Genomic DNA, 24,935 nt, shown 5'->3' with positions numbered 1-24,935 from the left:
CGCGTAGGGTCGCCCTCGTGCGCGGGGTGCGAGTGGTGATGATCGGCGGAACGTCGAATACCGGCAAGTCCACGGTCGCCGCGGCGCTGGCCGGCCGGCTCGGCTTCGAGCACCGGTCGACGGACCTGCTGGCGAGACATCCGGGACGCCCCTGGCGCACGCCGGAGCGGGAGGTGCCGCCGCATGTGGCCGAGCACTACGCGACGCTCGCCGTCGACGAGTTGATCGACTCGGTCCTCGCCCACTACGAACGGCTCTGGCCCCGCATCGAGGAGTTGGTCAGGACGCACGCCACCGGACCGGGCCTGGTCCTGGAGGGCTCGGCGCTCTGGCCGGAGCGGGTCGCGACACTGGACGTGCCGCACACGGCCGCCGTATGGCTCACCGCCGACGAGGACGTCGTACGCGCCCGGATCCGTGCGGGCGGGCGCTACGACGCGGCGACGCGGGAGGAACGGTTCCTGATGGACAAGTTCCTGGCCCGCAGCGTGCGTTACCAGTCGCTGATGGTGGAGGCCGTGGACCGGCTGGGGCTGGCCCGCGTCGACGTCGGGAAGGACAGGTCCGTCTCCGAGGTGGCCGACGCGGTGCTCGCTCAGGCCTCGTAGTACGCCCGCGTCCTCGCCTGCACCTCCGCGGACGCTCCGGCACGGTCGAGGCCGAGGAGTGCCGCGCCCAGGACCGGACGCGCCGTCACCACCCGTGGTACGGCCTTCGGGGCGCGCGCGGCCAGGAGTTCCCGCACGCCGTCGTCCAGTTGGGGGTGCCGAGCGGCCAGGACGCTGCCGCCGAGCAGGACCGGAGTCTCCTCGTCGAGGAGGTCGAGGCGGGTCAGGGCCACCGTCGCCATGGACACCACCTCGTCGGCCAGGCGGTCGACGAGCGAGCGGGCCACCGGGTCGCCGGCGGCGGCCGTGGCGAAGAGCACCGGCGTCAGCTCGTGGCGGCGGGCGGGGGCGATGTCCTCCAGGTGCAGGGCCTCGATGAGGGCGTACATGGACGGCAGCCCGAAGTGCCGCGGGAGCACGCGCGCGAGGTCGGTGTCGACGCCCCGCCCGTCCTCCGCGCGGGCCGCGTGCCACAGGGCCTCCTCCGCGAGACCCCAGCCGCCGCCCCAGTCGCCGGAGATCCGGCCGAGCGCGGGGAAGCGGGCGGTACGGCCGTCGGGGTGCATGCCGACGCAGTTGATGCCCGCGCCGCAGACCACGGCGACCCCGCGCGGTTCGGTGACGCCGGCCCGCAGGATCGCGAAGGTGTCGTTGCGGACCGCCACCTCCGCGCCCCACGCGCGCGCGTGCAGGGCGGCCGCCAACTGCTGCTCCTCGACGGGGAAGTCGGCGTTGGCCAGACAGGCCGAGACGTGGTCCACCGACCCCACCCCGGCCGCGGTGAACGCCTGTCCCACCGCCTCGGCGACCACGTCCACCGCCGCCTCGACGCCCACCACCGGCGGCCGGAACCCACCGCCGCGGGCAGTGGCGAGGACGCTGCCGTCGGCCGCGACGACCGCGACGTCGGTCTTGCTGTTGCCCGCGTCGACGGCGAGGACACTTGCGGTCAGGCCCACGCGAGATGCTCCCGGTTGTGTGCGATCAGTCGGTCGGTGAGGCCCTCGGCGTACGCGTACTGGCCGACGAGGGGGTGGGCGAGCAGCGCCTTGAAGACCCGGTCCCGGCCACCCCGCAGGGCCGCCGTCAGCGCCAGGTCCTCGTACGCCGTCACGTTCGCCATCAGGCCCGCGAACAGCGGGTCCACGGCGGGCACCGCCAGCGGGGTCGGCCCCTTCGGGCCCACCGCCGCCTGCACCTCGATCACCGCGTCGTCGGGCAGGAACGGCAGCGTGCCCCGGTTGAGGGTGTTGACCACCTGGTAGGGACTGCCGCCCCCGCCGAGCAGCCCGGCGGCCAGGTCGACCGCCGCCTCCGAGTAGTAGGCGCCGCCCCGCTTGGCGAGCAGCTCCGGCTTCTCGTCCAGGGCCGGGTCGCCGTACATCGTGAGCAACTGCCGTTCCATCTCCGCCACTTCGGCGGCCCGGGACGGCTTGGTGCCGAGTTCCCGTACGACCTCGTCGTGCGCGTAGAAGTAGCGCAGGTAGTACGACGGGACCACGCCGAGCCGGTCCAGCAGGGGGCGCGGCAGGTGCAGGTCTCCGGCGATCGTGTCGCCGTGCTCGGTGAGCAGCTCGGGCAGGGCGTCCTCGCCCTCGGGGCCGCCGAGCCGTACCGCGGTCTCCCAGGTGAGGTGGTTGAGGCCCACGTGGTCGAGGTGGATGTCGGAGGGGGCGACGCCGAGCAGCCCGGCGAACTTCCGCTGGAAGCCGATCGCCACGTTGCACAGGCCGACCGCCTTGTGCCCGGCCTGGAGGAGGGCGCGGGTGACGATCCCGACCGGGTTGGTGAAGTCGATGATCCAGGCGTCCGGGTTGGTGCGGCGGACGCGTTCGGCGATGTCGAGGACCACCGGGACCGTGCGCAGCGCCTTGGCGAGGCCGCCCGCGCCGGTCGTCTCCTGGCCGACGCAGCCGCACTCCAGGGGCCAGGTCTCGTCCTGCTCGCGGGCGGCCTGGCCGCCGACGCGGAGCTGGAGGAGCACGGCGTCGGCGCCGTCCACGCCCGCGTCCAGGTCGGACGTGGTGACGATACGGCCGTCGTGGCCCTGCTTGGCGAAGATGCGCCGCGCGAGCCCGCCGACCAGCTCCAGGCGCTCGGCGGCCGGATCGACGAGGACGAGTTCCTCGACGGGCAGGGTGTCGCGCAGGCGGGCGAAGCCGTCGATGAGTTCGGGGGTGTAGGTCGAGCCTCCGCCGACCACGGTGAGTTTCATATGTCCTTAACCCTTCACTCCGGTCAGCGTGACGCCCTCGACGAACGCCTTCTGCGCGAAGAAGAACACGAGGATCACGGGGGCCATGACCAGCACGGTCGCAGCCATGGTGAGGTTCCAGTCGGTGTGGTGCATGCCCTTGAAGGACTCCAGGCCGTAACTGAGCGTCCAGGCGTTCTGGTTCTCCGAGGCGTAGATCTGCGGGCCGAAGTAGTCGTTCCAGGCGTAGAAGAACTGGAAGAGGGCCACGGCCGCGATCCCGGGCTTGGCCATGGGAATGACGACCTTCAGCAGGGTGCGCAGATCGCCGCAGCCGTCGACCTTCGCCGCGTCCACGTACTCGTTGGGGATCGTCATCAGGAACTGCCGGAGCAGGAAGATCGAGAACGCGTCCCCGAACGCCATCGGGATGATCAGTGGCCACAGGGTGCCCGACAGGCCCAGCTGCTTCGCCCAGAAGAGGTACATCGGGATGATGACGACCTGCGGCGGCAACATCATCATCGAGATGACCAGCATCAGGGAGAGATTGCGGCCCCGGAAGCGGAACTTGGCGAGCGCGTACGCCACCGGGATCGACGACACGACCGTAAGGACTGTTCCCAGTCCCGCGTAGACGAGCGTGTTGCGCCACCAGGTCAGGAAGCCCGGGGTGTCGAAGACCCGCCGGTAGTTGCCCCATTCCCAGGTGTGTGGGATCAGATCGCGGCTGAGGGCCTGGGTGTCGCTCATCAGCGAGGTCAGGAACACGAACACGAAGGGCAGCGTGAAGAAGAGGGCCGCGGCGAGGCCGAGGGAGTGGATCGCGACCCACTCCAGCAGCGCCTTGCGCCGGGCGGTGCGCTCGGCGGGCGAGGCCGGGGTCTTCAGCTCCACCGGCCGGTCCAGTACTTGGGTCATGGTCAGTCACCTGCCTGGATGAGACCGCCCCGGCGCCGCATGAGGAACGCGGTGAACACCATCGACAGGGCGAAGAGGACGAGGGCGACGACACACGCGGAGCCGTAGTCGAAGCGCTGGAAGCCGAGGTTGTAGACGAGCTGGGGGAGGGTCAGCGTGGACTTCTCCGGGTAGCCCGGCTCGAACTGGGTGCCCGCCCCCTGGATCACACCCGAGGCGACCTTTCCGGCGATGAGTGGCTGTGTGTAGTACTGCATCGTCTGGATCACGCCGGTGACCACGGCGAACATCACGATCGGCGAGATGTTGGGAAGGGTGACGAACCGGAACCGCTGCCAGGCGGACGCCCCGTCCAGCTCGGCCGCCTCGTACTGCTCTGTCGGCACGTCGAGCAGCGCGGCCATGAAGATGACCATCAGGTCACCGATGCCCCACAGGGCGAGCAGGGTGAGGGCAGGCTTCGACCAGGTGGGGTCGTTGAACCAGCCGGGGGCGGGGATGCCGACCTTCTCCAGGACCGAGTTGACCGGTCCCGTACCGGGGTTGAGGAGGAACGCGAAGGCCATGGTGGCCGCGACGGGCGGGGCAAGATACGGCAGGTAGAAGAGCGTCCGGAAGACCCCCGTACCCGTCTTGATCTTCGTGATGAGCAGGCCGACCCCGAGGCCGAAGACGACCCGGAGGGAGACCATCACCACGACCAGCCACAGGGTGTTGCGCAGGGCCGGCCAGAAGTAGGGGTAGTGCTCGAAGACGTAGGTCCAGTTCTTCGTCCCGCTCCAGGTCGGCGGCTTGAAGCCGTCGTAGTGCATGAACGAGAAGTAGACGGTCGAGAGCAGCGGATAGGCGAAGAAGACCGTGAAGCCGATCAACCAGGGCGACATGAAGGCGAGGGTCCGAAGCGCCGACCGGCGGCGCTTCGACGCCAGTGTGACGGTGCTCATCGCTACTTCGCCTGCGCGATGTCCGTGTCGATCTGCCGGGCCGTGTCGGCGAGGCCCTTGTCCAGGTCGGTGGCCTTGCCGCTCTCGTAGTCGTAGCCGAAGTTCTGGATCGTGGCGAGGTAGACACCGCCGTTGATCGACGCCGGGGACGAGGACGAGTTCGGGTTCGCCGCGATGTCCAGGAACGTCTTGAAGCGCGGGTCGTACTTCAGCTTGGGCGACTTGAGGGCGGCGAGCGTGGACGGCACGTTGTGGATGTCGTTCGAGAAGCCGACGACCGCGTCCGTGTCCGTGGTGATGTACTTGACGAACTCCCAGGCCGCGTTCTGCTTGGTGCTGTTCGCCGCGATGCCGGCGATCGTGCCGGTGATGTAACCCTTGCCGTACTGGTCCGCCTGGTCGTCGGGGACGGGCAGCGGGGCGACACCGATCTCGAAGCCGGGCTTGGCGTCCAGGGCCATGCCCAGCCGCCACTCACCGTCCAGCTGCATGGCGACCTGGCCGGTCTGGAAGGGGTGCTTGGGACCCCACTCGTCGCCCAGCGTGGCGCGGTACGTCTCCAGCTTCTTGTAGCCGCCGAGCTCGTCGGCGAGCTTCTTCTGGAGGGTGAACGCCGCCTTGAACGCGGGGTCCTTGGCGACGTTCGACTTGCCGCCGGCGTCGAAGTACTTCGGCGAGAACTGGCCGAGGTAGTGCTCCGTCGTCGTCTCCCAGCCGTGGTAGTTCGGCATGAAGCCGAGCTGCTTGTAGGTGCTGCCCTGTGTGATCGTCAGCTTCTTGGCGTCGGCCTCGAACTGGGACCAGGTCTTGGGCGGCGAGGTGATGCCGGCCTTCTCGAACGCGGTCTTGTTGTAGTAGAGCCCGTACGCGTCGCCCAGCAGCGGCACGGCACAGCGGTCGCCGTCGAACTGCGTGTACTCGTTCATCGCGGCCGGGAAGGTCTTCTCCGGGTCGACGCCCGACTTCTTGAAGAACGGGTTGAGGTCGACCAGCGCACCCGAGGAGCAGAACTTGCCCACGTTGTTCGTGGTGAACGACGAGATGACGTCCGGGGCCTTGCCGCCGCCCGTGCGCAGCGCCTGGTTGATCTTGTCGTCGGTCATGTTGCCGACGACGTTGACGTGGATATTGGGGTGCGCCTTCTCGAACCCGGCGACCAGCGTCTTCACGGCCTTGACCTCGGAGTCCGCGCTCCAGGCGTGCCAGAAGTTGATGGTCGTCTCCTTCGAGGCGTCGTCCTCGGCGCCGGAGGAGGACTGGCCGGTACAGGCGGTGGTGACGAGCACCGCGGACACGGTCAGGGCAAAGGCCGCTTTTCGGGCGACTGAGGGTATGGCTGTGCGCATGACGGGGTCTCCCAGGGACGGGACGGCGTGGAAGAGGGGGGTGGGGTACGGGGGTTCAGCGCGAGGTGTCGAAGACCTCGTCGCGGGTGGCCGCGAGCGCGCTCTCCAGCGCGCCGCGCAGCACGGGATGTTCATGGACGGCGCCGACGACCAGCCGGGGGCGGGAGGCTGCCAGTTCCTCCAGCTCGGCCTGGACGAGGGCGCGCAGGGTGTCGCCGCCGGCGGTGAGCGAGGCGCCGCTGAGGACGACGAGTTCGGGGTCGAGGACGGAGACGAGGGAGGCGAGACCGGTGGCCAGGCGGGTGGCGTAGGTCTCCAGGAGCAGCCGGTTCAGGACGGTGTCCTCGGTGGCGGCACGCTCGACGAGGGCGGCGGCGACCTCGGCGTACGGCCCCGAGGGGATGTCCGTCATGCCGAGCTCGCGGGCGAGGTGGGGGATGGCCTGGGAGCCCGCCAGCTCCTGATAGCCACCACTGTTGGCTTTCCTCACCTGCCGCACCAGGGGTGCTCCGGGAACCGGCAGGAAACCTACCTCTCCCGCGCCGCCGGTCCAGCCGCGGTGCAGCCGTCCGCCGAGGACCAGGGCGGCACCGAGACCGCCCTCGTTCCACAGCAGCACGAAGTCGTCGTGCCCGCGGGCCGCCCCGAGCCGTTGTTCGGCCACGGCCACCAGGTTGACGTCGTTCTCGTACTCGACCGGCATGGGCAGGGCGGCGGCGAGTTCGCCGAGGAGGGCGGGGGTGTGCCAGCCGGGCAGGTGGGAGGCGTAGCGCAGCCGGCCCGTGCCCGGGTCGAAGGCGCCCGGGGTGCCGATGACGAGCCGGTGGACATCGGCGCGGGCGAGTCCCGCCGCCTTGACCGCGCCGTCGAGGGCGTCGGTGACCTGCTGGACGACGGGCTGGGCGGGTCTGCGTCCAGGGGTCGGCAGTTCGAAGGAGCCCACCGTGCGGCCGGTGATGTCGGCGACCGCGGCGAGGATGCGTTCGGGGGTGACGTCGAGCCCGGCGGCGTACGCGGCGGTCGGGTCGACCTCGTACAGCTGGGCGTTGGGACCGGGCCTGCCCTCGGTGGTACCGGTGGCGAGGACGAGTCCCGACGTCTCCAGGCGGGCCAGGAGCTGGGACGCGGTCGGCTTGGAGAGGCCGGTGAGCTTGCCGATCCGCGTACGGGAGAGGGGGCCGTGCTCCAGCAGGAGGTCGAGCGCGGCACGGTCGTTCATGGCGCGGAGTGTGCGTGGTGTGCCTGCCATGGGTGCCCCTCTCCGTGACTGCCGGACGACTGTACTGTCCGGCGACTGTTAGGAAGGTTTCCTATCGGATGCACCGGAACTTAGGTCTGGACCACCTGTCCGTCAAGAGGGGAACGACAAACCGCCCCCGCAGGAAACGGAGTCGTTACCTGCGGGGGCGGCCGAGGGGTGATCGGGAGGCGGCAGCGAGCGCCTACGTCACGTCGATGTAGTCGCCGGCGGCCGTCGCCTTGCCGGTCGTGGTCGTACCCGCGAAAACGTAGCGGTAGTAGCCGTCCTTGGTGGCCTTCGTCGTCGTCTTCAGCGCGCCGCCGGTCCCGGAGGTCACCGTCTTGACGGTGGTGTAGCTGGTCGAGCTCTTGGCGCGGAACTGAAGGATGGCCTGCTGGGAGGTGTAACCCGTGTATGTGCCGGTGTCCCAGTTCGCCCGGGTCAGTTTGCCGGTGACCGTGATGGTCGCGCCCTTCCTGACCGGCTCGGGCGACGCGTTGGCGGTGAGCTTCGCCGCGCGCTTGACCTGGACGCCGCTGCCGAGGGGACCCCAGGCGTCGAAGTCGTAGCCGAGGTGGATGTGGCCGTCGGAGCCGTCCTCGTCCTGGTCCATCCTGCTGTAGAGGCCGGCCGCCTTCCAGGTGGTGGCGTCCGAGGCCGAGTACAGGGAGTCCTCGGGGCTGATCACCAGGGTCTCCTTGCACGACTCGGTGACGGTGGTGTCCGTCGTCGCGGCCGGGATGCAGGTGGGCAGGGCCTCGGGCTCGACCTCGTTCGTCATCCTGCCGAGCGTGCCCCGGTAGAGCAGGACGCCGACGAAGGTGGTCTTGTAGTCGACCGTCAGGTCGGAGGGGCGGGTGAGGGTGTACGTCACCGGCACCTTCACGGTGGCGGTGGTGCCGACGACGATCGCCTTGCCGCTGTTGACCGTGACGGCGGAGAAGACCAGGTCGGGCGAGTCGGCCGCGGACGCGACCGGCGCGACCAGACCGGTCAGTGCCAGGGCACCGGACGCGGCGATGCCTATGGCGAGCTTTCTCATGCGTTTCCCCACATTCGAAGCGGGCCCCTGGGCGTTGCGCTCCAGAACAAGGGCCCGCTGTGGGGGTGACGGTAGACGATCACATCCGTGACCGGAACGTGGGGTTCACGTGAAGACGGTGAGAGTTCGCTGCTTCACCGTCGGCTACTTCGCCGCGGGACGCTGAGCCGGTGCCGGAGTGAGCGGGGAGGCCGCCGCGGCCTGCGGGGACTCGGAGTTGGAGAAGACCGACGGGGCCGCGACCGCCTCGGTCGGGTCTGCGGCCTCCGCGTCGGTGAGGCCGCCCGCGCCGCCTACGATGCGGATGTCCGCCGCGTCGAAGGCGCGCTTGATGCGCCAGCGCAGCTCACGCTCGACCGTGAGGGACTTGCCGGGCATCGTCTTGGCGGAGACCCGCACGACCATGGAGTCCAGCAGGACGCTGTCGAGGCCGAGGACCTCGATCGGGCTCCACAGGAGCTCGTTCCAGGGCTCCTCCTTGCTCATCTTCTCGGCGACCTCGCCCAGCACCCGCTTCACGTTGTCGAGGTCCTCGGAGGCCCGCACGGTCACGTCCACGCCGGCCGTCGCCCAGCCCTGGGAGAGGTTGCCGATGCGCTTGACCTCGCCGTTGCGGACGTACCAGATCTCGCCGTTGGCGCCGCGCAGCTTGGTCACCCTGAGGCCGACCTCGATGACCTCGCCGGAGGCCACGCCCGCGTCGATGGTGTCGCCGACGCCGTACTGGTCCTCAAGGATCATGAACACGCCGGAGAGGAAGTCCGTGACGAGGTTGCGGGCGCCGAAACCGATCGCCACACCCGCGACACCGGCGGAGGCGAGCAGCGGGGCCAGGTTGATCTCGAAGGCGCCCAGGACCATCAGGGCGGCGGTGCCCATGATGATGAAGCTCGCCACCGAGCGCAGCACCGAGCCGATGGCCTGCGAGCGCTGCCGGCGGCGCTCGTTGTTGACGAGCAGACCGCCGATCGCGGTGCCGTCGACCGCCTGGGCGGTGCGGTTCATCCGGTCTATGAGCTTGGTGATGGCCCGCCGCACGACCATTCTCAGAATCCCGGCGATCACCAGGATCAGCAGGACCCGCAGACTGATCGCCAGCCAGGTCGACCAGTTCTGCTCGACCCAGCTCGCGGCGTTCGTCGCGCTCTCCTGGGCGTCCTGGAGACTCGGCACGGCCGGCGTCGAGGTGTCCGAGGGGGACGGCGACGGCGACGGACTCGCGGCCAGTAGGACGGCGGACAAGGACACGGCAGGTACCTCCAGGTGCTGCGTCTGCCTTCCGGTACGGCGGTCAAGGTCACGAAAAGGTCACCGGTAAAGCAGGCTCACCACACTAACGGTGCATCGTGTGGGGATCGTTGCAAGGTTCGGGGGAGAGACGGCTCTCACCTGGGGATGAAGAAAGGTGTGGTCGAAAACACTCCCAGCCCGTTACCGGGAGATGGTGGCGTTTCTCCCGGCCCAGAGGGGAGACTGACCTCAGATCGTCCCGGCGCGAGCCACGTGCCGCCGACGCCCAAGGAGGCATCCGTGCCGCATGTCCTGGTACTCAACGCGTCGTACGAGCCCCTCGGCGTCGTACCGCTCCGACGCGCGCTCGTCCTCGTCCTGGAGAACAAGGCGGTCTCCCTCGAGGAATCCGGCGCCTTCATGCACAGCGCGACCGTCACAGTCCCCGCACCCAGCGTGGTCCGGCTCAAGCGATTCGTCCGGGTTCCCTATCGGGGACCCGTTCCTCTCACCCGCAGGGCGCTCTTCGCCCGCGACGGGGGCCGGTGCATGTACTGCGGTGGCGTCGCAACCAGCGTCGACCACGTCATCCCGCGCAGCCGCGGGGGCAAGCACGTCTGGGACAACGTCGTGGCGTCCTGCCGGCGCTGCAACCATGTGAAGGCCGACCGACACCTGTTCGAGATCGGCTGGCGGCTGCGCCACAAACCCGCCCCGCCCACCGGTCTGGCCTGGCGCATCATCGGCACCGGGCACAGGGACCCACGCTGGCTGCCGTACTTGCAACCGTACGGCGCCGAGGACGCCATGGCCCGGATCGACGGCATCTCTGCCTGACGACGATCCGGGCCTTTGTGTTGCCGCACGCGGCGGCTCGGACCGGCCCCGGAGGCCCCCGTACCTCCGGGACCGGAGCATCACCCGGTCATGTGTGCCTGAGCTCCGCCGGGCGGACCGAGCGGCGCAGCAGCGGCAGGGACGTGGCGGCGGCCAGGAGACAGGCCGCGTACACCCCGAGCGGGACCACGAGGGCGGCGTACGGCGTGACGGGTCGCCCGTCCATGGTGAGCCGGGCGTACCAGACGCCGATCGCCATGCCTCCGGCCCCGCCCAGCAGGAGCGCGGGGGCGAGCGGCAGGGCGGTCTCCAGGAGCAGCGCCCGGCCGAGCACCGCGCGCGGCACCCCGGCGGCCGCCTGCGCGGCCAGGCCCCGGCGCCGGGTGGCCAGGGACTCGACGGTGCCGACCGCGAGGCCGCCGAGGGTGATCGCCAGGGCGACGAGGATCGCGGCGGCGGTCAGGTCCAGGCCCGCGGTGTAGAAGGAGCGGTCCGCCGCGAGGTACCGCGTCTGGTCCAGCTCGGCGTTCAGTGCCTGACGGACGCCCACGAAGCCCGTCCCGACGGCCGTCACCAGGAGCACCGCCGCATGGGTACGGGCCGCCGCCCACGGGTCCTCGCGCAGCCGCTCCGCCGCGATCAGCGTCGCCGCCGTACGGGCCCGGCGCGCGAGCACCCGGCCCATCAGCCCCGCCGTCCCCCCGACAAGGCCCACCGCGGCCGCGCCGACCACGACGAGCAGGCCGGCCACGATCAGCGGTCCCCCTTCGAACGGCGAGCTGCTGCCGCGCGGGCCGCCGCTGGAGGTCACGGCCACGGCGACCGGAGCCAGGGCGGCCACGAGCAGCACTCCGCCCGCGAACAGCAGCCCCGACGTCCGTCGCGAGCGCGACGGCACCCGCCGCACCCATCCCAGCGGCGAGGCGACCACCCGGCGCAGTGCCAGCGCACCCGCACTCGCGCCCAGCACCGGCACGCCGAGGCCGATCACCGCGAACCCGGCCCAGGCGAGGGCGGCCGGGCTCTGCCACCGGCCCAGCAGCACCACCACCGAGACGGCCGTCGCGAGCACCGAGCCGAGCAGACAGGCCAGGCCCGTCTCCAGCGCGGCGATCCGCCGTACCTGGGCGGAGGACGCGCCCGCCAGCCGCAACCCCGCCAGGCGCCGGTCGCGGTGCACGGCTCCGATCCGGGCGCACTGGCCGAGGAAGCCGAGGACCGGCACCAGCAGGAGCAGCAGGGCGACGATCACGCCGGCGCGGGTGCCGGGCTCGTCGAGGAGGCCCGCGCCCACGGGGATGTCGTACTGCCCCCGGAGCGAGGCGAGACAGACGGCGGCCAGCGCGAAGCCGGTCGCGAGCGCCGCGCCCAGGGCCGTGAGCCCGACCCGCCACCACTCCCGCCGGTCGGAACCGCGGGTGAGCAGCCAGGCCAGGCGGAGATCGGCGGTCAGCGGGCTGCCGCTCCGCGCCTCGAGAGCGGTCGTCATGCCGTCACCCCCACCGGGACCACGGCCCCGTCGGCCATCCGCACCTCGCGGTCCGCGTACGCCGCCACCTGGGCGTCATGGGTGATCAGCAGGACCGCCGTGCCGGCCTCGCGGGCCGTGCGGACCAGGGCCGTCATGACCTGCTCGGTCGCCAGGGAGTCCAGCGCGCCGGTCGGCTCGTCCGCGAAGACGACCTTCGGCCCGGTGATCAGGGCGCGGGCCAGCGCGGTCCGCTGGGCCTGGCCGCCGCTCATCTCGCCGGGCCGGAGACCGGCCTGGCCGCGCACTCCGAACCGCTCCAGCCACTCACCGGCCCGGGTGTGGGCGTCGGCGCGGGAGAGGCCCGCGAGCAGCAGCGGCAGCGCCACGTTGTCGACCGCCGTCAGTTCGGGGATGAGCTGCCCGAACTGGAAGACCACGCCGAACTCCGTCCGGCGCAGCTCGCTCAGCCGCTTTTCGGGCAGCTCGTCGAGGCGCTCACCGCCGTAGGACACCGAACCGGCGTCCGGTCGCACGATCCCGGCCAGGCAGTGCAGCAGCGTCGACTTCCCGCTGCCGCTGGTGCCGGTGACGGCGAGGATCTCGCCGGCGTCCAGCCCCACCGAGGCGCCCCGCAGGGCCTCGGACCTGCCGTACGCCTTGACGAGGTCGCGGGCCGCGAGAAGCGGCAACGGGTTCTCCCCCGATGTGTTCATGCTGAGTCGACCTCCGCGGTCAAAGGGGTGAGCCGGGCCGCCGTCGTGTGCATCCAGCGGAGGTCGGCGTCGAGGTGGTTGAGGGCGTAGTCCGCCGAGAGCACGGTCGCGAGGTCGGCCCCCGGAGCCGTCTTGACCGCAGTGAGCTCCCGCATCCGGGCCATGTGCGCGGCCCGCTGGGCCCGGAGATAGGCGGCCGGGTCACCGCCCGCCAGGATCGAGACGACGACCTTGGCGAAGATCTCGTTGGTCACGAAAGGCGCGGGCGGGGCGATCTGCCCGGCCCACTCGGCCAGTTCACGCGCGCCCGCCTCGGTCGAGCGGTACCTGGTGCGCTCCGGGCCGCCGTCCGAGTCGGTTCCGTCGACCTCGGCGAGGCCGTCCCTGACCAGGCGCTGCAGGGTCGTGTAGACCTGCCCGTAGGCCAGTGGACGGGCCTCGGGGAAACGGTCGTCGTGGCGTCGCTTGAGGTCGTAGCCATGGCTCGGCCCTCCGGCGAGCAGCCCCAGCAGGATGTGGCGGGTGCTCATGGCGATCAGTATGCATCACGTATATGTACCGAGTGAATAGTGATCAAGTGATGAGTGGTCGGCGCGCCATGACGAAAAGCACGTTCTCCCCTCCGGGACGTCTGGCGTCGCGTCCTGTGGGTAGGGCTGCGATAACCCCCGTCGTCGTACTCGACAAGGAGGCCCCCGTGGCCGCATCGGCACCCCTTCTGCTCTCGGCCCTGTCCAAACCCGAGGCGCCCGCTGAACACTTCTGTGTCTTCAGCGCCGAGGGCGCCTGCACGGAGACCCCGCTCACCAGCGAACCGCCCCTGCCCGACGCCGAGCCCCTGACCAGCGAACCGCCGCTCGCCGACGCCGCCCACCTGATCAGCGAGTCCGACGCATACCTGGAGCCGTAGATGACGGCGCCCCCCGGTCCGGAGCTGTCCCGCCTCGCCGAGTCGTACGGCGTCGCCACCTCCTACCAGCCCTCCCCGGACCGTACGGTCGCCGCCTCCGCCACCGCCGTCACGCTGACCCTGGCCGCCCTCGGCGTCGACGCGGGCGACCCGGCCGCCGCGCTCGCGGCCCGTGAGCGCGAGCTGCGCGAGCGCCTGCTGCCGCCGACGGTGGTGTGCTGGAGCGGCAGCCCGCCCGCCTTCGTGGCCGACCTGCCCGAGGGCACCCGGCTGCGCATCGCGACCGAACAGGGCGAGACCCGCTCCGCCGCCGACCAGCTCCCGCCCGGCGTCCACCGGCTGACCGCGACCGCCCCCGACGGCCGCACCGCCGACGCCCACCTGATCGTGGCCCCGCCCCGGCTGCCGGCGCCGCCCGGGCGGTCGTACGGCGTGCTCGTCCAGCTGTACTCCCTGCTCTCGCACCGGTCCTGGGGCATGGGCGACCTCGGCGACCTCGCCGAACTGACCTCCTGGGCGGGGCGCGCCCTCGGCGCCGGCTTCGTCCAGGTCAACCCGCTGCACGCGGCCGTGCCCGGCGCCCCCACCGACCCGTCCCCCTACCGGCCCTCCTCGCGCCGCTTCCCCGACCCCGTGCACCTGCGGATCGAGGACATCCCCGAGTACGTCCAGGTCGCGGACCCCGACCGGCTGCAGGCCCTGCGCGAGCGGGCCGAGCGGCTGCGGGAGGCGGTGCTGGGCAAGGGCGCGCTGATCGACCGGGACGCCGTGTGGGAGCTGAAGCGGGAGGCGCTGGAACTCGTCCGCGAGATCCCTCTCGGACCCGGCCGCCGCGCCGCCTACGCCGACTACCTCGCCGAGGGCGGCGAGGCCCTGGAGGACCACGCGACCTGGTGCGCGCTGGCGGAGGTGCACGGCTCGGACTGGCGCAGCTGGCCGGCCGGACTCCGCGACCCGCGCTCGGCCGAGACGGCCCGTGCCCGCGGCGAGCTGATGGACCGCGTCGACTTCCACTCCCGCCTCGCCTGGCTCACCGAGAGCCAGCTCGGCGCCGCCCAGCGGGTCGCGCGGGAGGCGGGGATGCCGGTGGGTGTCGTCCACGACCTCGCGGTGGGCGTGCATCCCGAGGGCGCGGACGCGTGGGCCCAACAGGCGTACTTCGCGGCCGGGATGTCCGTAGGGGCGCCTCCGGACGCCTTCAACGCGCGCGGCCAGGACTGGGGGCTGCCGCCGTGGCGCCCGGACCGCCTGGCGGAGTCGGGGTACGCGCCGTACCGGCAGTTGCTGCGGGCCCTGTTCCGGTACGCCGGCGCGCTGCGCATCGACCATGTCATGGGCCTGTTCCGGCTGTGGTGGGTCCCGCAGGGGCGGCCGCCGACGGAGGGCACCTACGTCCGCTACGACGCGGAGGCGATGCTGGCCGTGCTCGTCCTGGAGGCGTCGCGGGCCGGGGCGGTGGTGATCGGGGAGGACCTCGGCACGGTCGAACCCGGTGTCCGGGAGGTGCTGCGCGAGCGCGGGGTGCTGGGGACGTCGGTGCTGTGGTTCGAACGGGACTGGGAGGGCGACGGGCGCCCGCTGCCGCCCGAGCGGTGGCGGGCGGACTGTCTGGCGACGGCGACCACGCACGACCTGCCCCCGACGGCGTCCCGTCTCACCGGTGAGCATGTCGAACTCCGGGACAGTCTCGGCCTGTTGACCCGGCCGCTGGACGAGGAACGCGCGGAGGCCTCGGCGGACATCGGGGAGTGGCTGGAGCTGCTGGCCCGTCTCGGCCTGCTGCACGGCACGGGGGGCGGCGCCGACCCCTCCTCGGAGGAGGCCCAGATCCAGGCCGTCCACCGGTTCCTGCTGCACACCCCCGCCCGGATGGTGGGCATCTGGCTGCCGGACACGGTGGGGGACCGCCGGCCGCAGAACCTGCCGGGGACGTGGGACCAGTATCCGAACTGGCGGTTGCCGATCGCCGACGGGGAGGGGCGGGTGGTGACGCTGGAGGACCTGGCGGCGTCGCCGCGGTTGCATGCGTTGGTGGAGGTGCTGCGGGCGCCGTAGGGGGCTGTCGGTGCCGTGGGGGGGCGGGTGCTCGCACGGCCCGGGCGCTTCTACGGCACCCCGGGCGCGCGGCCCCGACCGCGGTTGGATACTTTGACTCCGTGGACAAGAAGAACGCCCTGCGCGCCGGCGCCCTGGTGGCCGGTACGACGCTGATGATGCTGCTCATGTCGTCCCCCGCCTCCGCGCTGTCCCGCGACGACGGTGACGACCCCGGCTCGGGCCTGAGCGTCATCGAGACGCTGGGCCTCTACGTCGTGGCCCCGCTCGCCCTGTTCGCGGTCATCGCCGGCCTCGTGATGGTCCTGGACAAGTCCAAGGAAGAGCACCGGGTGACCAGCCGCAACATCAAGACCAGGCCCGCCGATGCCGAGGCCAAGGCCGGATCGAAGGCCTGACCCGACTTTCCCGGGGCGCCGGCCCCGCCACACGTACGCGCGTCAGCCGTACGTGGGCGGGGCCGGCGCCCCGGCGCGTTCTCAGGGGCTCGGCGCCGTGAGGTACCGCTGCAGAGTCGGGGCCAGCCACGCGACGACCTCCTCGCGGGTCAGTGCGACGACCGGCGGGAAGCGCAGGACGTACCGGGTGAGCCCCAGCCCGAGCAACTGCGTCGCCATCAGCCCGGCCCGCGCCGGAGCCTGCTCGGGATCCGGGCACACCTGACGGGCGACCGGCAGCAACTGGTCCCGGAAGACGCCCTGGGTGCGCTCGGTCCCGGCCTGATTGGTCACACCGACCCGGAGCAGGGCGGTGAGCACCTCGTTCTCCTCCCACATGGTGAGGAAGTGCGACACCAGCACCCGGCCGACGTCGTGCCGGGGCAGCGCGGCGAGGTCCGGCAGCTTCAGGTCGACGGCCACGACCGCCGCGAACAGGCCCTCCTTGCTGCCGTAGTAGCGCATCACCATCGACGGATCGATGCTCGCGTCCTTGGCGATGGCGCGGATGGTGGCGCGCTCGTATCCGTCGGCGGCGAAACGCTCACGGGCCGCGGCGAGGATCGCGGTGCGGGTGGCGTCGGAGCGGCGACGCACGCTGGTGGAACCGGAATCCGGGCTCTTGCTGCCGTTCATGCCGGTGAGCTTAAGCCAACACGCGTTGGCCAACAAGTGTTGACCCGCTCGGAATGCCGCGCTACCTTCGTCAACGAGCGTTGGCAAACAAGCGTTGGCAACAGCCAGGAGGTCGGTATGAACAGCACCGTGATCGTTGTCGGCTCCGGTCCCACCGGCCTCCTTCTGGCCGGTGACCTCGCCACCGCCGGCGTCCCCGTCACCCTCGTCGAGAAGCGTCCGCACGAGATCAGCAACCTCTCCCGTGCCTTCGTCGTGCACGCCCGCACCCTCGAACAGCTCGACGCCCGCGGCCTCGCCGACGAGCTGGAGGCGGTCGGCCGCACCCTCGACACCCTCGGCCTGTTCACCCGCCTCACCGTCGACCTCACCACCCTCCCCTCCCACTTCAACCACCTCCTCGTCATCCCGCAGTACGAGGTCGAGAAGGCGTTGGAGCGGCGGGCCGTCGCGGCGGGCGTCGAGTTCCGGTACGAGTCCGAGATGACCGGCCTGACCCAGGACGCGGACGGCGTCACCGTCGAGGTCCGCACCGCCGCCGGAGCGCAGCAGGAGCTGCGTGCCGCGTACGTCGTCGGCGCCGACGGGATGCGCAGCGCCGTCCGGAACGCGCTCGGGCTGCCCTTTCCCGGCCGCTCCGTGATCCGGTCCGTCGTGCTCGCGGACGTGAAGCTCGCCGAGGAGCCCGGGTCCCTGTTCACCGTCAACGCCGTCGACGGCGCCTTCGCCTTCCTCGCCCCCTTCGGCGACGGCTACTACCGCGTCTTCGGCTGGCAGCGCAGCCGGAACGTCTCCGACAGCGAGCCGCTCGACCTCGACGAGATCAAGGAGACCGCACGGCTCGCTCTGGGCAGTGACTTCGGCATGCACGACCCGCGCTGGATGTCGCGCTTCCACAGCGACGAACGCCAGGCGCCCCGCTATCGCGTCGGACGGGTCTTCCTCGCCGGGGACGCCGCCCACGTCCACAGCCCGGCCGGCGGACAGGGAATGAACACCGGCCTGCAGGACGCGGCCAACCTCAGCTGGAAGCTCGCCCAGGTCCTGCGCGGCCACGCGAGCCCCGGCCTGCTCGACACCTACCAGGCGGAGCGGCACCCCGTCGGCCGGTCCGTGCTGCGCAGCAGCGGCGGACTGGTCCGGCTCGGCATGGCCCGGCGCCCCTGGACCCGGGCACTGCGGGCGGGAGTGGCCGCCTTCCTCGACAGCGTCGGCCCGGCCCGGCGCAGGGCGGTCGGCCGGATCACCGGTGTCGGCTACCGGTACGCCGCCCCCCATGGGGCCCACCGGCTCACCGGCACCCGGGTCCCGGACGTGGCCCTGCGGGGCACCCGCCTCTACGAGGCCCTGCGCGGCGGCCGCTTCGTCCTGATCACTCCCGAGCCCGAGGCGTACGGCGACTGGGGCGCCCACAAGGACCGCCTCGCCGTGGAGCGCTGGGCGACCTCCAGCCGTACGACCGTCCTGGTGCGGCCCGACGGATATGTGGGGTGGGCGGCGGAGGATGCGGACGAAGCGGCCGTGAAGGCGGCGTTGGCCGCCCATGTGGGTGACTAATGCTGCTGTGATCCCTCTGCGCCCGCGAGCAACTCCCGCAACAGGTCGGCCAGTTGGCCGGCCTGTTCGTCGTCGAGGTAGGACAGGGCCGCCGTCTGGGCCGCCAGGCCCGCTCCCACCGCCTCGTCGATGACCGCCAATCCCTTCTCCGTCAGGGTCACTTGGAGGCCTCGGCGGTCGTGGGGGTCGGGGGAGCGGCGGAGGAGGGCGGCGCGTTCCAGTTTGTCGAGGCGGCCGGTCATGCCGCCCGTGGTGAGCATCAGCGTCGAGGAGAGCTGGCGGGGGGAGAGGGTGTACGGCTCGCCGGCGCGGCGGAGGGTGGCGAGAACGTCGAATTCGCCACGGGAGATGCCGTAGGGGGCGTACGCCTTCTCCGCGCGGTCGCCCATGGTGCGGGAGAGGCGGTAGATCCGCCCGAAGACCTCCATGGCCCTGGTGTCGAGGTCGGGCCGCACGGCCGCCCACTGGTCGATGATCGCGTCGACGGCGTCCTTGCGCTGTGCACTCATGTGCCGAGTATCCGCAGGCGTCGGGTCACCCGCAAGAAAGTTGCTTGCGGAAAAGTAGCTTGCGGGAAAGTAGCTTAGAGGTAAGCTTCTACCGAGCCAGCTACGAGGGGGACCCATGAGCACGCCGACCATGAACCGCACCGCCACCGTCCTCCTCACCGCCCTCGCTCCCGCCTCCTGGGGCACCACCTACGCCGTCACCACCGAGTTCCTCCCCGCCGACCGTCCGCTGTTCACCGGGATGATGCGCGCCCTGCCCGCCGGACTGGTGCTGCTCGCCCTCGCCCGGGTGCTGCCGCGCGGGGTCTGGTGGGGGAAGGCGGCCGTGCTCGGGGCGTTGAACATCGGGGCTTTCTTCCCGTTGCTGTTCCTGTCGGCGTACCGGCTGCCGGGTGGGATGGCCGCGGTGGTCGGGTCGGTCGGGCCGCTGATCGTCGTCGGGCTGTCGGCGGTGCTGCTGGGGCAGCGGCCCACGGCCAGGAGTGTGCTCACCGGACTCGTGGCGGCGTTCGGCGTCAGCCTGGTCGTGCTCAAGGCGGCCGGGGCGCTGGACGTGGTCGGCGTGGCGGCGGCGTTCACCTCTGCCGCCTCCATGTCCGCCGGCACCGTGCTGACCAAGCGCTGGGGCCGTCCCGACGGGGTGGGCCCGCTCGCCCTCACCGCCTGGCAGCTCACCGCCGGCGGCCTGCTCATCGCGCCCCTCGCCCTCCTCGTCGAGGGCGCCCCGCCCGCCCTGGACGGCGGTGCGGTCGGCGGTTACCTCTACCTCGCGCTGGCGAACACGGCGGTGGCGTACTGGCTCTGGTTCCGCGGCATCGGCCGCCTCACCGCCACCCAGGTCACCTTCCTCGGCCCACTGTCCCCGCTGACCGCCGCGGTCGTCGGCTGGGCGGCGCTCGGCCAGAGCCTGACGCCGGTGCAACTGGCGGGCATGGCCCTCGCCTTCGGCGCGACGGTGGCGGGGCAACTGGGGGCGCGGCCCACTGCCGGCCGGACGTTCGGCCCCGCTGTGGGCAACCGCCGAGGGGCCTCGGCTGACGTGACGGGTGCGGCGCTGCGGCAGACCTGACGGGTCCGGCGCCACGACGGCTGGGGCGCGAGGGTGCTGGAAGCGCTGCGGTTGGGGGGCGGCCCGCTGTCGGCCGGTGGTTCGGGCCGGGGGGAGGCAATCGCCGAGGGGTTTCGGCTGACCAGACGGGTCCGGCCGCCACGACCTTGGGGGCACGAGGGCGCGGGAAGCCGGAAGCGCTGCGGGTGACGTCGGGGGCGTTATAACGTCACCCCGGTCCGGCGTTACGCAATTCCCGGAGGCGCATGTGTCCGAAGACGTCTGTCCGGTGTGCGGGAAGCCGCTCGCCGCGCGAGCCGGGCGTACGGGCCGCGGGTCCGTGTACTGCTCCGCCGCCTGCAGGCAGAAGGCCTACCGGGAACGGCGGCAGCCGGAAGGCCTCACCGTGCAGGGACTCATCGACGACATCGGGCGGCAGGCCGGACGGCTGGTACCGCAGCCCGCCGACACCCTCTACTCGACCGTCGCCGAACTGTCCGCGTCCGTTGCGCGGTTGAGGCGCGTGGCCCGTACCGCACGCGACACCACCGAGGACTCCGGGGATTCCGTCACACCCGCCCCCGTGACGGAACTCGCCGAAACCGACTTCGCCGCCCTCACCGAGCAGTACCGCCGTGAGATCCAGGTGCACTGCTACCGCATGACGGGGTCGTACGACGAGGCCGAGGACCTCGTGCAGGAGACCTTCCTGCGGGCCTGGCGGGCCCGGGACGGGTTCCAGGGGCGGGCGAGTGCGCGGACCTGGCTGTACCGGATCGCCACCAACGCCTGCCTGGATCTTCTCCGGCGGACCGCGCGCCGCCCGCAGCGCTATGAGCCGGTGCCGGGGATGAACCACGGCGCCGGTGAACCACCCGCCCGTATCACCTGGTTGCAGCCCTATCCCGACGATGAACTGCCCGTCGCCGAAGGGGAGTTGCCGGAGGCCTCCGCAGTCTCCCGGGAGACCCTGGAGCTCGTCCTCCTGGCCGCGATCCAGCATCTGCCCGCCCGGCAGCGGGCCGCCTTCATCCTGAGGGACGCGCTCGGCCTGACCGCCGCGGAGACCGCCGAGGCCCTGGAGATGAGCGTGGCCTCGGTCAACAGCGCACTTCAGCGGGCCCGGCCGACCCTGCGCGTGCACCTGCCACGGGAGCGTGCCGACTGGCGGCCCGTGGCCCCGACCGGAGAGCAGCAGGCCGTGCTGGAGCGGTACATGGCCGCCGTCGAGCGCCTCGACCTCGATGCGATGGCCGCACTGCTCGCCGAGGACGTCGTCCTCACCATGCCGCCCAACCCGTTCTGGTTCACCGGCCGGGACGCGCTCGTCGACTTCGTGCGGGTCAGTCTCGACCCCGCCTCACCGGCCTTCCTCGGCCACTGGCGCAGCCTGCCCACCCGCGCCAACGGGCAGCTCGCGGTGGGGAATTACGTCCGCCGACCCGGGACCAGCGTCTACCGCGCCCAGGTCCTGGACGTCCTGCGCTTCGACACGGCAGGACCGGGCGACCGGATCGCGGAGATCACCTCCTTCGAGCCGCATCTCTTCCCCGCGTTCGGGCTGCCGCTGCGGCTGTGACCTCCCGACTCCCGACCGATGAGCATCCGCGGAGTCATACGTCTGCATGAACGTCACGTACGAACCACTTCCAAGGAGCTCATCATGCTGCTGACCGACAAGACCGCGATCGTCTACGGCGCCGGCGGTTCCATCGGCGGGGCCGTTGCCCGCGCCTTCGCCGAGCAGGGCGCGAGGGTCCACCTCGTCGGCCGGACCCGGCAGACCCTGGAGGCCGTGGCCGCCGACATCAAGAACGCCGAGGTCGCCGTCGTGGACGCGCTGGACGAGGCGGCCGTGGAAGCGCACGCCGAGCAGGTCGGGGACATCGACATCTCCATCAACCTCGTCACGCGCGGCGATGTGCAGGGCGCGCCGCTGGTCGACATGTCCGCCGAGGACTTCCTGCGGCCCGTCACCGACGGCCTGCGCGCCAACTTCCTCACCGCCCGCGCCGCGGGACGCCGGATGGCCGCACGCGGTTCCGGTGTGATCCTCGCCCTCAACAGCGGTTCCGCGCACGGCAGTCCGATGATGGGCGGCACCGGGCCCGCGGACGGGGCGATCGACACGCTTGTGCGGAACCTGGCGATCGAGCTGGGGCCGAGCGGGGTGCGGGCGGTGGGGCTGTGGGTGGCCGGGGTGCCGGAGACCTTCACCGTCGAGAAGCTCGCCGCGGTCAACCCGGCCATCGACGAGAGCGCCGTCCAGGGAATCATCGACCACCTCGCCGGGATGCGCATGACCCGCCGCAACCCCACCCTCGCCGAGGTCGCCGCCACCGCCGTGTTCCTCGCCTCCGACCACGCGGGCGGCATCACCGGCACGTTCGTCAACGCCACCGGCGGCATGGTCAGCGTCTGAGCCGGCGACCCCGCCACCACGTGCGCAGCCACAGGGTGTGCAGCCCGCCGAGCGTGACGACGACGGCGATCGCATGTGCGGACGACGCCGTACATGGCCCGGCGGGTGTGCGGGGGAGGCGGATGACCGGGGCCGCCCGCCTCCCGCCGCGTTCTACTGCCCGGCCCGCGCGTCCGCCGCCTGGGCCTTCAGCGCCCGCTCCACGCCCGCGCGGGACTCGGAGACGAGCCGCCGCAGGGCCGCGTTGGGCTCGGCCGAGGCCAGCCAGGCGTCCGTCCTGTCCAGGGTCTCCTGGGAGACCTGGAGCGACGGGTAGAGGCCGACGGCGATCTGCTGGGCGATCTCGTGCGAGCGGGACTCCCAGATGTCCTTGACCACCTCGAAGTACTTGTCCGTGTACGGCGCGAGCAGCTCACGCTGATCGGTCTGGACGAAGCCTCCGATGACGGCCTCCTGGACGGCGTTGGGCAGCTTGTCGGACTCGACGACCTGCGCCCAGGCCTCCGCCTTCGCCTCCTCGGTCGGCCGCGAGGCACGGGCGGTCGCCGCGTGGCGCTCGCCCGCCGCCGTCTTGTCCCGCTCGTACTCGGCGGCGATCTCCGACTCGTCGTAGCGGCCTACGGCGGCCAGCCGCTGGACGAACGCCCAGCGCAGCTCGGTGTCGACGGCCAGGCCCTCGACGACCTGCGATCCGCCGAGCAGCCCCTCCAGGAGGTCCAGCTGCTCCGGCGTACGGGCCGTCGCCGCGAACGCCCGCGCCCACGCCAGCTGGTGGTCGCTGCCCGCCGCCGCGGACCGCAGATGGGCCAGCGTGGCGTCGGTCCAGCGGGTCAGCAGGGCCTCACGGGCGGTGGGAGCGGCGTACAGCTCGATCGCCAGCTTCACCTGCCGGTGCAGCGACTGCACGACACCGATGTCGGACTCCTTGCCGATACCGGAGAGGACCAGGGCGAGGTAGTCGCGGGTCGCGAGCTCCGCGTCCCGCGTCATGTCCCACGCCGACGCCCAGCACAGCGCGCGCGGCAGCGAGGACTCGAAGTCGCCGAGGTGCTCGGTCACGAAGGCCAGCGACTGCTCGTCGAGGCGGACCTTGGCGTACGACAGGTCGTCGTCGTTGAGGAGCACGACCGCCGGACGGCGCTTGCCGACCAGCTGCGGTACGGCCGTCAGCTCACCGTCGACGTCCAGTTCGACGCGCTCGTCACGGACCAGCTTGCCGCTGTCGTCGTCGAGTTCGTACAGACCGACGGCGATCCGGTGCGGGCGCAGCGTCGGCTCGCCCTTGGCGCCGGCGGGCAGCGCGGGGGCCTCCTGACGGATCGAGAACGAGGTGATGACACCGTTCGCGTCCGTCTCGATCTCCGGGCGCAGGATGTTGATGCCGGCCGTCTGCAGCCACTTCTGCGACCAGGTGCCCAGGTCGCGGCCGGACGTCTCCTCCAGCGCGCCCAGCAGGTCGGACAGCCGGGTGTTGCCGAACGCGTGGCGCTTGAAGTACGCCTGCACGCCGCCGAAGAACTCGTCCATGCCGACGTAGGCGACGAGCTGCTTGAGAACCGAGGCCCCCTTGGCGTACGTGATGCCGTCGAAGTTGACCAGCACGTCGTCCAGGTCGCGGATCTCGGCCATGATCGGGTGCGTGGACGGCAGCTGGTCCTGGCGGTACGCCCACGTCTTCATGGAGTTGGCGAAGGTGGTCCAGGAGTGCGGCCACCGGCTGTCCGGGGCGTACGCCTGGCAGGCGATGGAGGTGTAGGTGGCGAACGACTCGTTCAGCCACAGGTCGTTCCACCACTCCATGGTGACCAGGTCGCCGAACCACATGTGGGCCAGCTCGTGGAGGATGGTCTCGGCGCGCATCTCGTACGCGGCGTCGGTCACCTTGGACCGGAAGACGTACTGGTCGCGGATGGTCACCGCGCCGGCGTTCTCCATCGCGCCCGCGTTGAACTCCGGCACGAACAGCTGGTCGTACTTCTTGAACGGGTACGCGTAGTCGAACTTCTCCTGGAACCACTCGAAGCCCTGCCGGGTCACCTCGAAGATGGCGTCCGAGTCGAGGTGTTCGGCGAGCGAGGGGCGGCAGTAGATGCCGAGGGGGACCGTCTGGCCGTCCTTCTCGTACACGCTGTGCACGGAGTGGTACGGGCCGACGATCAGGGCCGTGATGTACGACGAGATCCGCGGGGTCGGCTCGAAGACCCAGACGTCGTCCTTCGGCTCCGGCGTCGGGGAGTTGGAGACGACGGTCCAGCCGGTCGGCGCCTTCACGGTGAACTGGAAGGTGGCCTTCAGGTCCGGCTGCTCGAAGGAGGCGAAGACGCGGCGGGCGTCCGGCACCTCGAACTGCGTGTACAGATAGGCCTGCTGGTCGACCGGGTCGACGAAGCGGTGCAGGCCCTCACCGGTGTTGGTGTACGCGGCGTCGGCGACGACACGCAGGATGTTGCGGCCCTCCAGCAGGCCCGGCAGGGCGATACGGGAGTCCGCGAAGACCTCCGCCGGGTCGAGGGCGTCCCCGTTCAGCGTCACCTCGTGGACCGTGGGGGCCACCAGGTCGATGAAGGACTCGGCGCCGTTCTCGGTGACGTCGAAGCGCACCGTCGTCACGGACCGGTAGGTACCGCCCTCCTGCGCGCCGGAGAGGTCGAGATCGATCTCGTAGGACTCGACGCTGAGCAGCGTCGCCCGCTGCCGAGCTTCGTCGCGAGTCAGGTTTGTGCCAGGCACGCGTTCATCTCCTCGTTATGTCTAGGTTCGGCGGTGCGGTCATCCTTCCATGAGTACGGGGCGGACTGGAGTGGCTGTCCTGGTG

Annotated in this window: 23 protein-coding genes; 9 read left to right on the top strand and 14 right to left on the bottom strand. The window is 71.5% G+C overall.

What is annotated here, in order from left to right; translation table 11 throughout:
* Nucleotides 1-38 precede the first annotated feature (38 nt).
* On the top strand, nt 39-608 hold the full coding sequence (locus ACIBJB_RS04780; protein WP_398926852.1) for an AAA family ATPase: 570 nt from the start codon (nt 39-41) through the stop codon (nt 606-608).
* On the opposite strand, the gene ACIBJB_RS04775 is transcribed toward ACIBJB_RS04780, so the two are convergent.
* From ACIBJB_RS04775 to ACIBJB_RS04740, 8 genes are all read right to left on the bottom strand, one after another.
* Entirely contained in the window at nt 596-1,567 is a 972-nt protein-coding gene (locus tag ACIBJB_RS04775; protein ID WP_398926461.1) for an N-acetylglucosamine kinase, read from the bottom strand. The two genes, ACIBJB_RS04780 and ACIBJB_RS04775, sit on opposite strands and share 13 nt — an antisense overlap.
* Nucleotides 1,558-2,823 (bottom strand): 6-phospho-beta-glucosidase, encoded by a 1,266-nt coding sequence (locus ACIBJB_RS04770; RefSeq protein WP_398926459.1) that lies wholly within the window; start codon nt 2,821-2,823, stop codon nt 1,558-1,560. Before ACIBJB_RS04770 ends, ACIBJB_RS04775 begins: the two co-directional genes overlap by 10 nt.
* A gap of 6 nt (nt 2,824-2,829) precedes the next feature.
* Entirely contained in the window at nt 2,830-3,723 is an 894-nt protein-coding gene (locus tag ACIBJB_RS04765; protein ID WP_398926457.1) for a carbohydrate ABC transporter permease, read from the bottom strand.
* Nucleotides 3,724-3,725: 2 nt separating this feature from the next.
* A complete protein-coding gene (locus tag ACIBJB_RS04760) occupies nt 3,726-4,667 on the bottom strand; it encodes a carbohydrate ABC transporter permease (protein WP_398926455.1) in 942 nt (313 codons plus the stop codon).
* Nucleotides 4,668-4,669: 2 nt separating this feature from the next.
* Nucleotides 4,670-6,013 (bottom strand): ABC transporter substrate-binding protein, encoded by a 1,344-nt coding sequence (locus ACIBJB_RS04755; protein WP_398926453.1) that lies wholly within the window; start codon nt 6,011-6,013, stop codon nt 4,670-4,672.
* Nucleotides 6,014-6,068: 55 nt separating this feature from the next.
* Nucleotides 6,069-7,262 (bottom strand): ROK family protein, encoded by a 1,194-nt coding sequence (locus ACIBJB_RS04750; RefSeq protein ID WP_398926451.1) that lies wholly within the window; start codon nt 7,260-7,262, stop codon nt 6,069-6,071.
* Nucleotides 7,263-7,455: 193 nt separating this feature from the next.
* Complete coding sequence (locus ACIBJB_RS04745) at nt 7,456-8,295, bottom strand: hypothetical protein (RefSeq protein ID WP_398926449.1); 840 nt, start codon at nt 8,293-8,295, stop codon at nt 7,456-7,458.
* A gap of 144 nt (nt 8,296-8,439) precedes the next feature.
* Nucleotides 8,440-9,543 (bottom strand): mechanosensitive ion channel family protein, encoded by a 1,104-nt coding sequence (locus tag ACIBJB_RS04740; protein ID WP_398926447.1) that lies wholly within the window; start codon nt 9,541-9,543, stop codon nt 8,440-8,442.
* 282 nt (nt 9,544-9,825) lie between these two features.
* On the opposite strand from ACIBJB_RS04740, the gene ACIBJB_RS04735 reads away from it, so the two are divergent.
* Nucleotides 9,826-10,362 (top strand): HNH endonuclease, encoded by a 537-nt coding sequence (locus ACIBJB_RS04735; RefSeq protein WP_020116449.1) that lies wholly within the window; start codon nt 9,826-9,828, stop codon nt 10,360-10,362.
* Between the two features lie 88 nt (nt 10,363-10,450).
* Here ACIBJB_RS04735 and ACIBJB_RS04730 read toward each other — a convergent pair whose 3' ends face one another.
* The 3 genes from ACIBJB_RS04730 to ACIBJB_RS04720 are packed head-to-tail and all read right to left on the bottom strand — an operon-like array spanning nt 10,451 to nt 13,076.
* Complete coding sequence (locus ACIBJB_RS04730) at nt 10,451-11,851, bottom strand: ABC transporter permease (protein ID WP_398926445.1); 1,401 nt, start codon at nt 11,849-11,851, stop codon at nt 10,451-10,453.
* Nucleotides 11,848-12,546: an ABC transporter ATP-binding protein gene (locus ACIBJB_RS04725; RefSeq protein ID WP_398926443.1), complete on the bottom strand. Its 699-nt coding sequence runs from the start codon at nt 12,544-12,546 to the stop codon at nt 11,848-11,850. Before ACIBJB_RS04725 ends, ACIBJB_RS04730 begins: the two co-directional genes overlap by 4 nt.
* Nucleotides 12,543-13,076, bottom strand: coding sequence for a PadR family transcriptional regulator (locus ACIBJB_RS04720; RefSeq protein WP_398926441.1), 534 nt, complete (start codon nt 13,074-13,076; stop codon nt 12,543-12,545). Before ACIBJB_RS04720 ends, ACIBJB_RS04725 begins: the two co-directional genes overlap by 4 nt.
* Before the next feature lie 167 nt (nt 13,077-13,243).
* On the opposite strand from ACIBJB_RS04720, the gene ACIBJB_RS04715 reads away from it, so the two are divergent.
* The 3 genes from ACIBJB_RS04715 (at nt 13,244) to ACIBJB_RS04705 (ending at nt 15,909) form a co-directional block, all read left to right on the top strand.
* On the top strand, nt 13,244-13,456 hold the full coding sequence (locus ACIBJB_RS04715) for a hypothetical protein (RefSeq protein ID WP_398926439.1): 213 nt from the start codon (nt 13,244-13,246) through the stop codon (nt 13,454-13,456).
* Complete coding sequence (gene malQ / locus ACIBJB_RS04710; protein ID WP_398926437.1) at nt 13,457-15,511, top strand: 4-alpha-glucanotransferase; 2,055 nt, start codon at nt 13,457-13,459, stop codon at nt 15,509-15,511. It abuts the gene before it with no gap.
* A gap of 101 nt (nt 15,512-15,612) precedes the next feature.
* Complete coding sequence (locus ACIBJB_RS04705) at nt 15,613-15,909, top strand: hypothetical protein (protein ID WP_398926435.1); 297 nt, start codon at nt 15,613-15,615, stop codon at nt 15,907-15,909.
* An 81-nt stretch (nt 15,910-15,990) separates the two neighbouring features.
* On the opposite strand, the gene ACIBJB_RS04700 is transcribed toward ACIBJB_RS04705, so the two are convergent.
* A complete protein-coding gene (locus tag ACIBJB_RS04700) occupies nt 15,991-16,584 on the bottom strand; it encodes a TetR family transcriptional regulator (RefSeq protein WP_398926433.1) in 594 nt (197 codons plus the stop codon).
* Between the two features lie 117 nt (nt 16,585-16,701).
* Between ACIBJB_RS04700 and ACIBJB_RS04695 the strand changes: the two genes are divergently transcribed.
* Nucleotides 16,702-18,141 (top strand): FAD-dependent monooxygenase, encoded by a 1,440-nt coding sequence (locus ACIBJB_RS04695; protein WP_398926431.1) that lies wholly within the window; start codon nt 16,702-16,704, stop codon nt 18,139-18,141.
* On the opposite strand, the gene ACIBJB_RS04690 is transcribed toward ACIBJB_RS04695, so the two are convergent.
* Nucleotides 18,138-18,650 (bottom strand): MarR family winged helix-turn-helix transcriptional regulator, encoded by a 513-nt coding sequence (locus ACIBJB_RS04690; protein ID WP_398926429.1) that lies wholly within the window; start codon nt 18,648-18,650, stop codon nt 18,138-18,140. The genes ACIBJB_RS04695 and ACIBJB_RS04690 overlap by 4 nt on opposite strands.
* Nucleotides 18,651-18,765: 115 nt before the next feature.
* Between ACIBJB_RS04690 and ACIBJB_RS04685 the strand changes: the two genes are divergently transcribed.
* From ACIBJB_RS04685 to ACIBJB_RS04675, 3 genes are all read left to right on the top strand, one after another.
* Nucleotides 18,766-19,719: an EamA family transporter gene (locus ACIBJB_RS04685; protein ID WP_398926427.1), complete on the top strand. Its 954-nt coding sequence runs from the start codon at nt 18,766-18,768 to the stop codon at nt 19,717-19,719.
* A 247-nt stretch (nt 19,720-19,966) separates the two neighbouring features.
* The gene (locus ACIBJB_RS04680; protein WP_398926425.1) at nt 19,967-21,277 is read left to right on the top strand and encodes a sigma-70 family RNA polymerase sigma factor; all 1,311 of its coding nucleotides are present in this window, start codon (nt 19,967-19,969) and stop codon (nt 21,275-21,277) included.
* An 84-nt stretch (nt 21,278-21,361) separates the two neighbouring features.
* A complete protein-coding gene (locus ACIBJB_RS04675; RefSeq protein ID WP_398926423.1) occupies nt 21,362-22,120 on the top strand; it encodes an SDR family NAD(P)-dependent oxidoreductase in 759 nt (252 codons plus the stop codon).
* 153 nt (nt 22,121-22,273) lie between these two features.
* On the opposite strand, the gene pepN is transcribed toward ACIBJB_RS04675, so the two are convergent.
* Complete coding sequence (gene pepN / locus ACIBJB_RS04670; protein WP_398926421.1) at nt 22,274-24,850, bottom strand: aminopeptidase N; 2,577 nt, start codon at nt 24,848-24,850, stop codon at nt 22,274-22,276.
* Nucleotides 24,851-24,935: the final 85 nt, after the last annotated feature.

The organism is Streptomyces sp. NPDC050759 (assembly GCF_044456945.1).
Classification (GTDB): domain Bacteria; phylum Actinomycetota; class Actinomycetes; order Streptomycetales; family Streptomycetaceae; genus Streptomyces.
The sequence above is the reverse complement of the archived record's forward strand: the minus strand, read 5'-3'. Positions and strand labels throughout refer to the sequence as shown.

Bases quoted from the DNA above. Each gene is read 5' to 3' on its own strand.
- ACIBJB_RS04780 (WP_398926852.1), top strand. From the start codon at position 39: ATGATCGGCGGAACGTCGAATACCGGCAAGTCCACGGTCGCCGCGGCG.
- ACIBJB_RS04770 (WP_398926459.1), bottom strand. From the start codon at position 2,823: ATGAAACTCACCGTGGTCGGCGGAGGCTCGACCTACACCCCCGAACTC.
- ACIBJB_RS04765 (WP_398926457.1), bottom strand. From the start codon at position 3,723: ATGACCCAAGTACTGGACCGGCCGGTGGAGCTGAAGACCCCGGCCTCG.
- ACIBJB_RS04760 (WP_398926455.1), bottom strand. From the start codon at position 4,667: ATGAGCACCGTCACACTGGCGTCGAAGCGCCGCCGGTCGGCGCTTCGG.
- ACIBJB_RS04755 (WP_398926453.1), bottom strand. From the start codon at position 6,013: ATGCGCACAGCCATACCCTCAGTCGCCCGAAAAGCGGCCTTTGCCCTG.
- ACIBJB_RS04750 (WP_398926451.1), bottom strand. From the start codon at position 7,262: ATGGCAGGCACACCACGCACACTCCGCGCCATGAACGACCGTGCCGCG.
- ACIBJB_RS04745 (WP_398926449.1), bottom strand. From the start codon at position 8,295: ATGAGAAAGCTCGCCATAGGCATCGCCGCGTCCGGTGCCCTGGCACTG.
- ACIBJB_RS04730 (WP_398926445.1), bottom strand. From the start codon at position 11,851: ATGACGACCGCTCTCGAGGCGCGGAGCGGCAGCCCGCTGACCGCCGAT.
- ACIBJB_RS04725 (WP_398926443.1), bottom strand. From the start codon at position 12,546: ATGAACACATCGGGGGAGAACCCGTTGCCGCTTCTCGCGGCCCGCGAC.
- ACIBJB_RS04720 (WP_398926441.1), bottom strand. From the start codon at position 13,076: ATGAGCACCCGCCACATCCTGCTGGGGCTGCTCGCCGGAGGGCCGAGC.
- malQ (WP_398926437.1), top strand. From the start codon at position 13,457: ATGACGGCGCCCCCCGGTCCGGAGCTGTCCCGCCTCGCCGAGTCGTAC.
- ACIBJB_RS04700 (WP_398926433.1), bottom strand. From the start codon at position 16,584: ATGAACGGCAGCAAGAGCCCGGATTCCGGTTCCACCAGCGTGCGTCGC.
- ACIBJB_RS04695 (WP_398926431.1), top strand. From the start codon at position 16,702: ATGAACAGCACCGTGATCGTTGTCGGCTCCGGTCCCACCGGCCTCCTT.
- ACIBJB_RS04690 (WP_398926429.1), bottom strand. From the start codon at position 18,650: ATGAGTGCACAGCGCAAGGACGCCGTCGACGCGATCATCGACCAGTGG.
- ACIBJB_RS04685 (WP_398926427.1), top strand. From the start codon at position 18,766: ATGAGCACGCCGACCATGAACCGCACCGCCACCGTCCTCCTCACCGCC.
- ACIBJB_RS04675 (WP_398926423.1), top strand. From the start codon at position 21,362: ATGCTGCTGACCGACAAGACCGCGATCGTCTACGGCGCCGGCGGTTCC.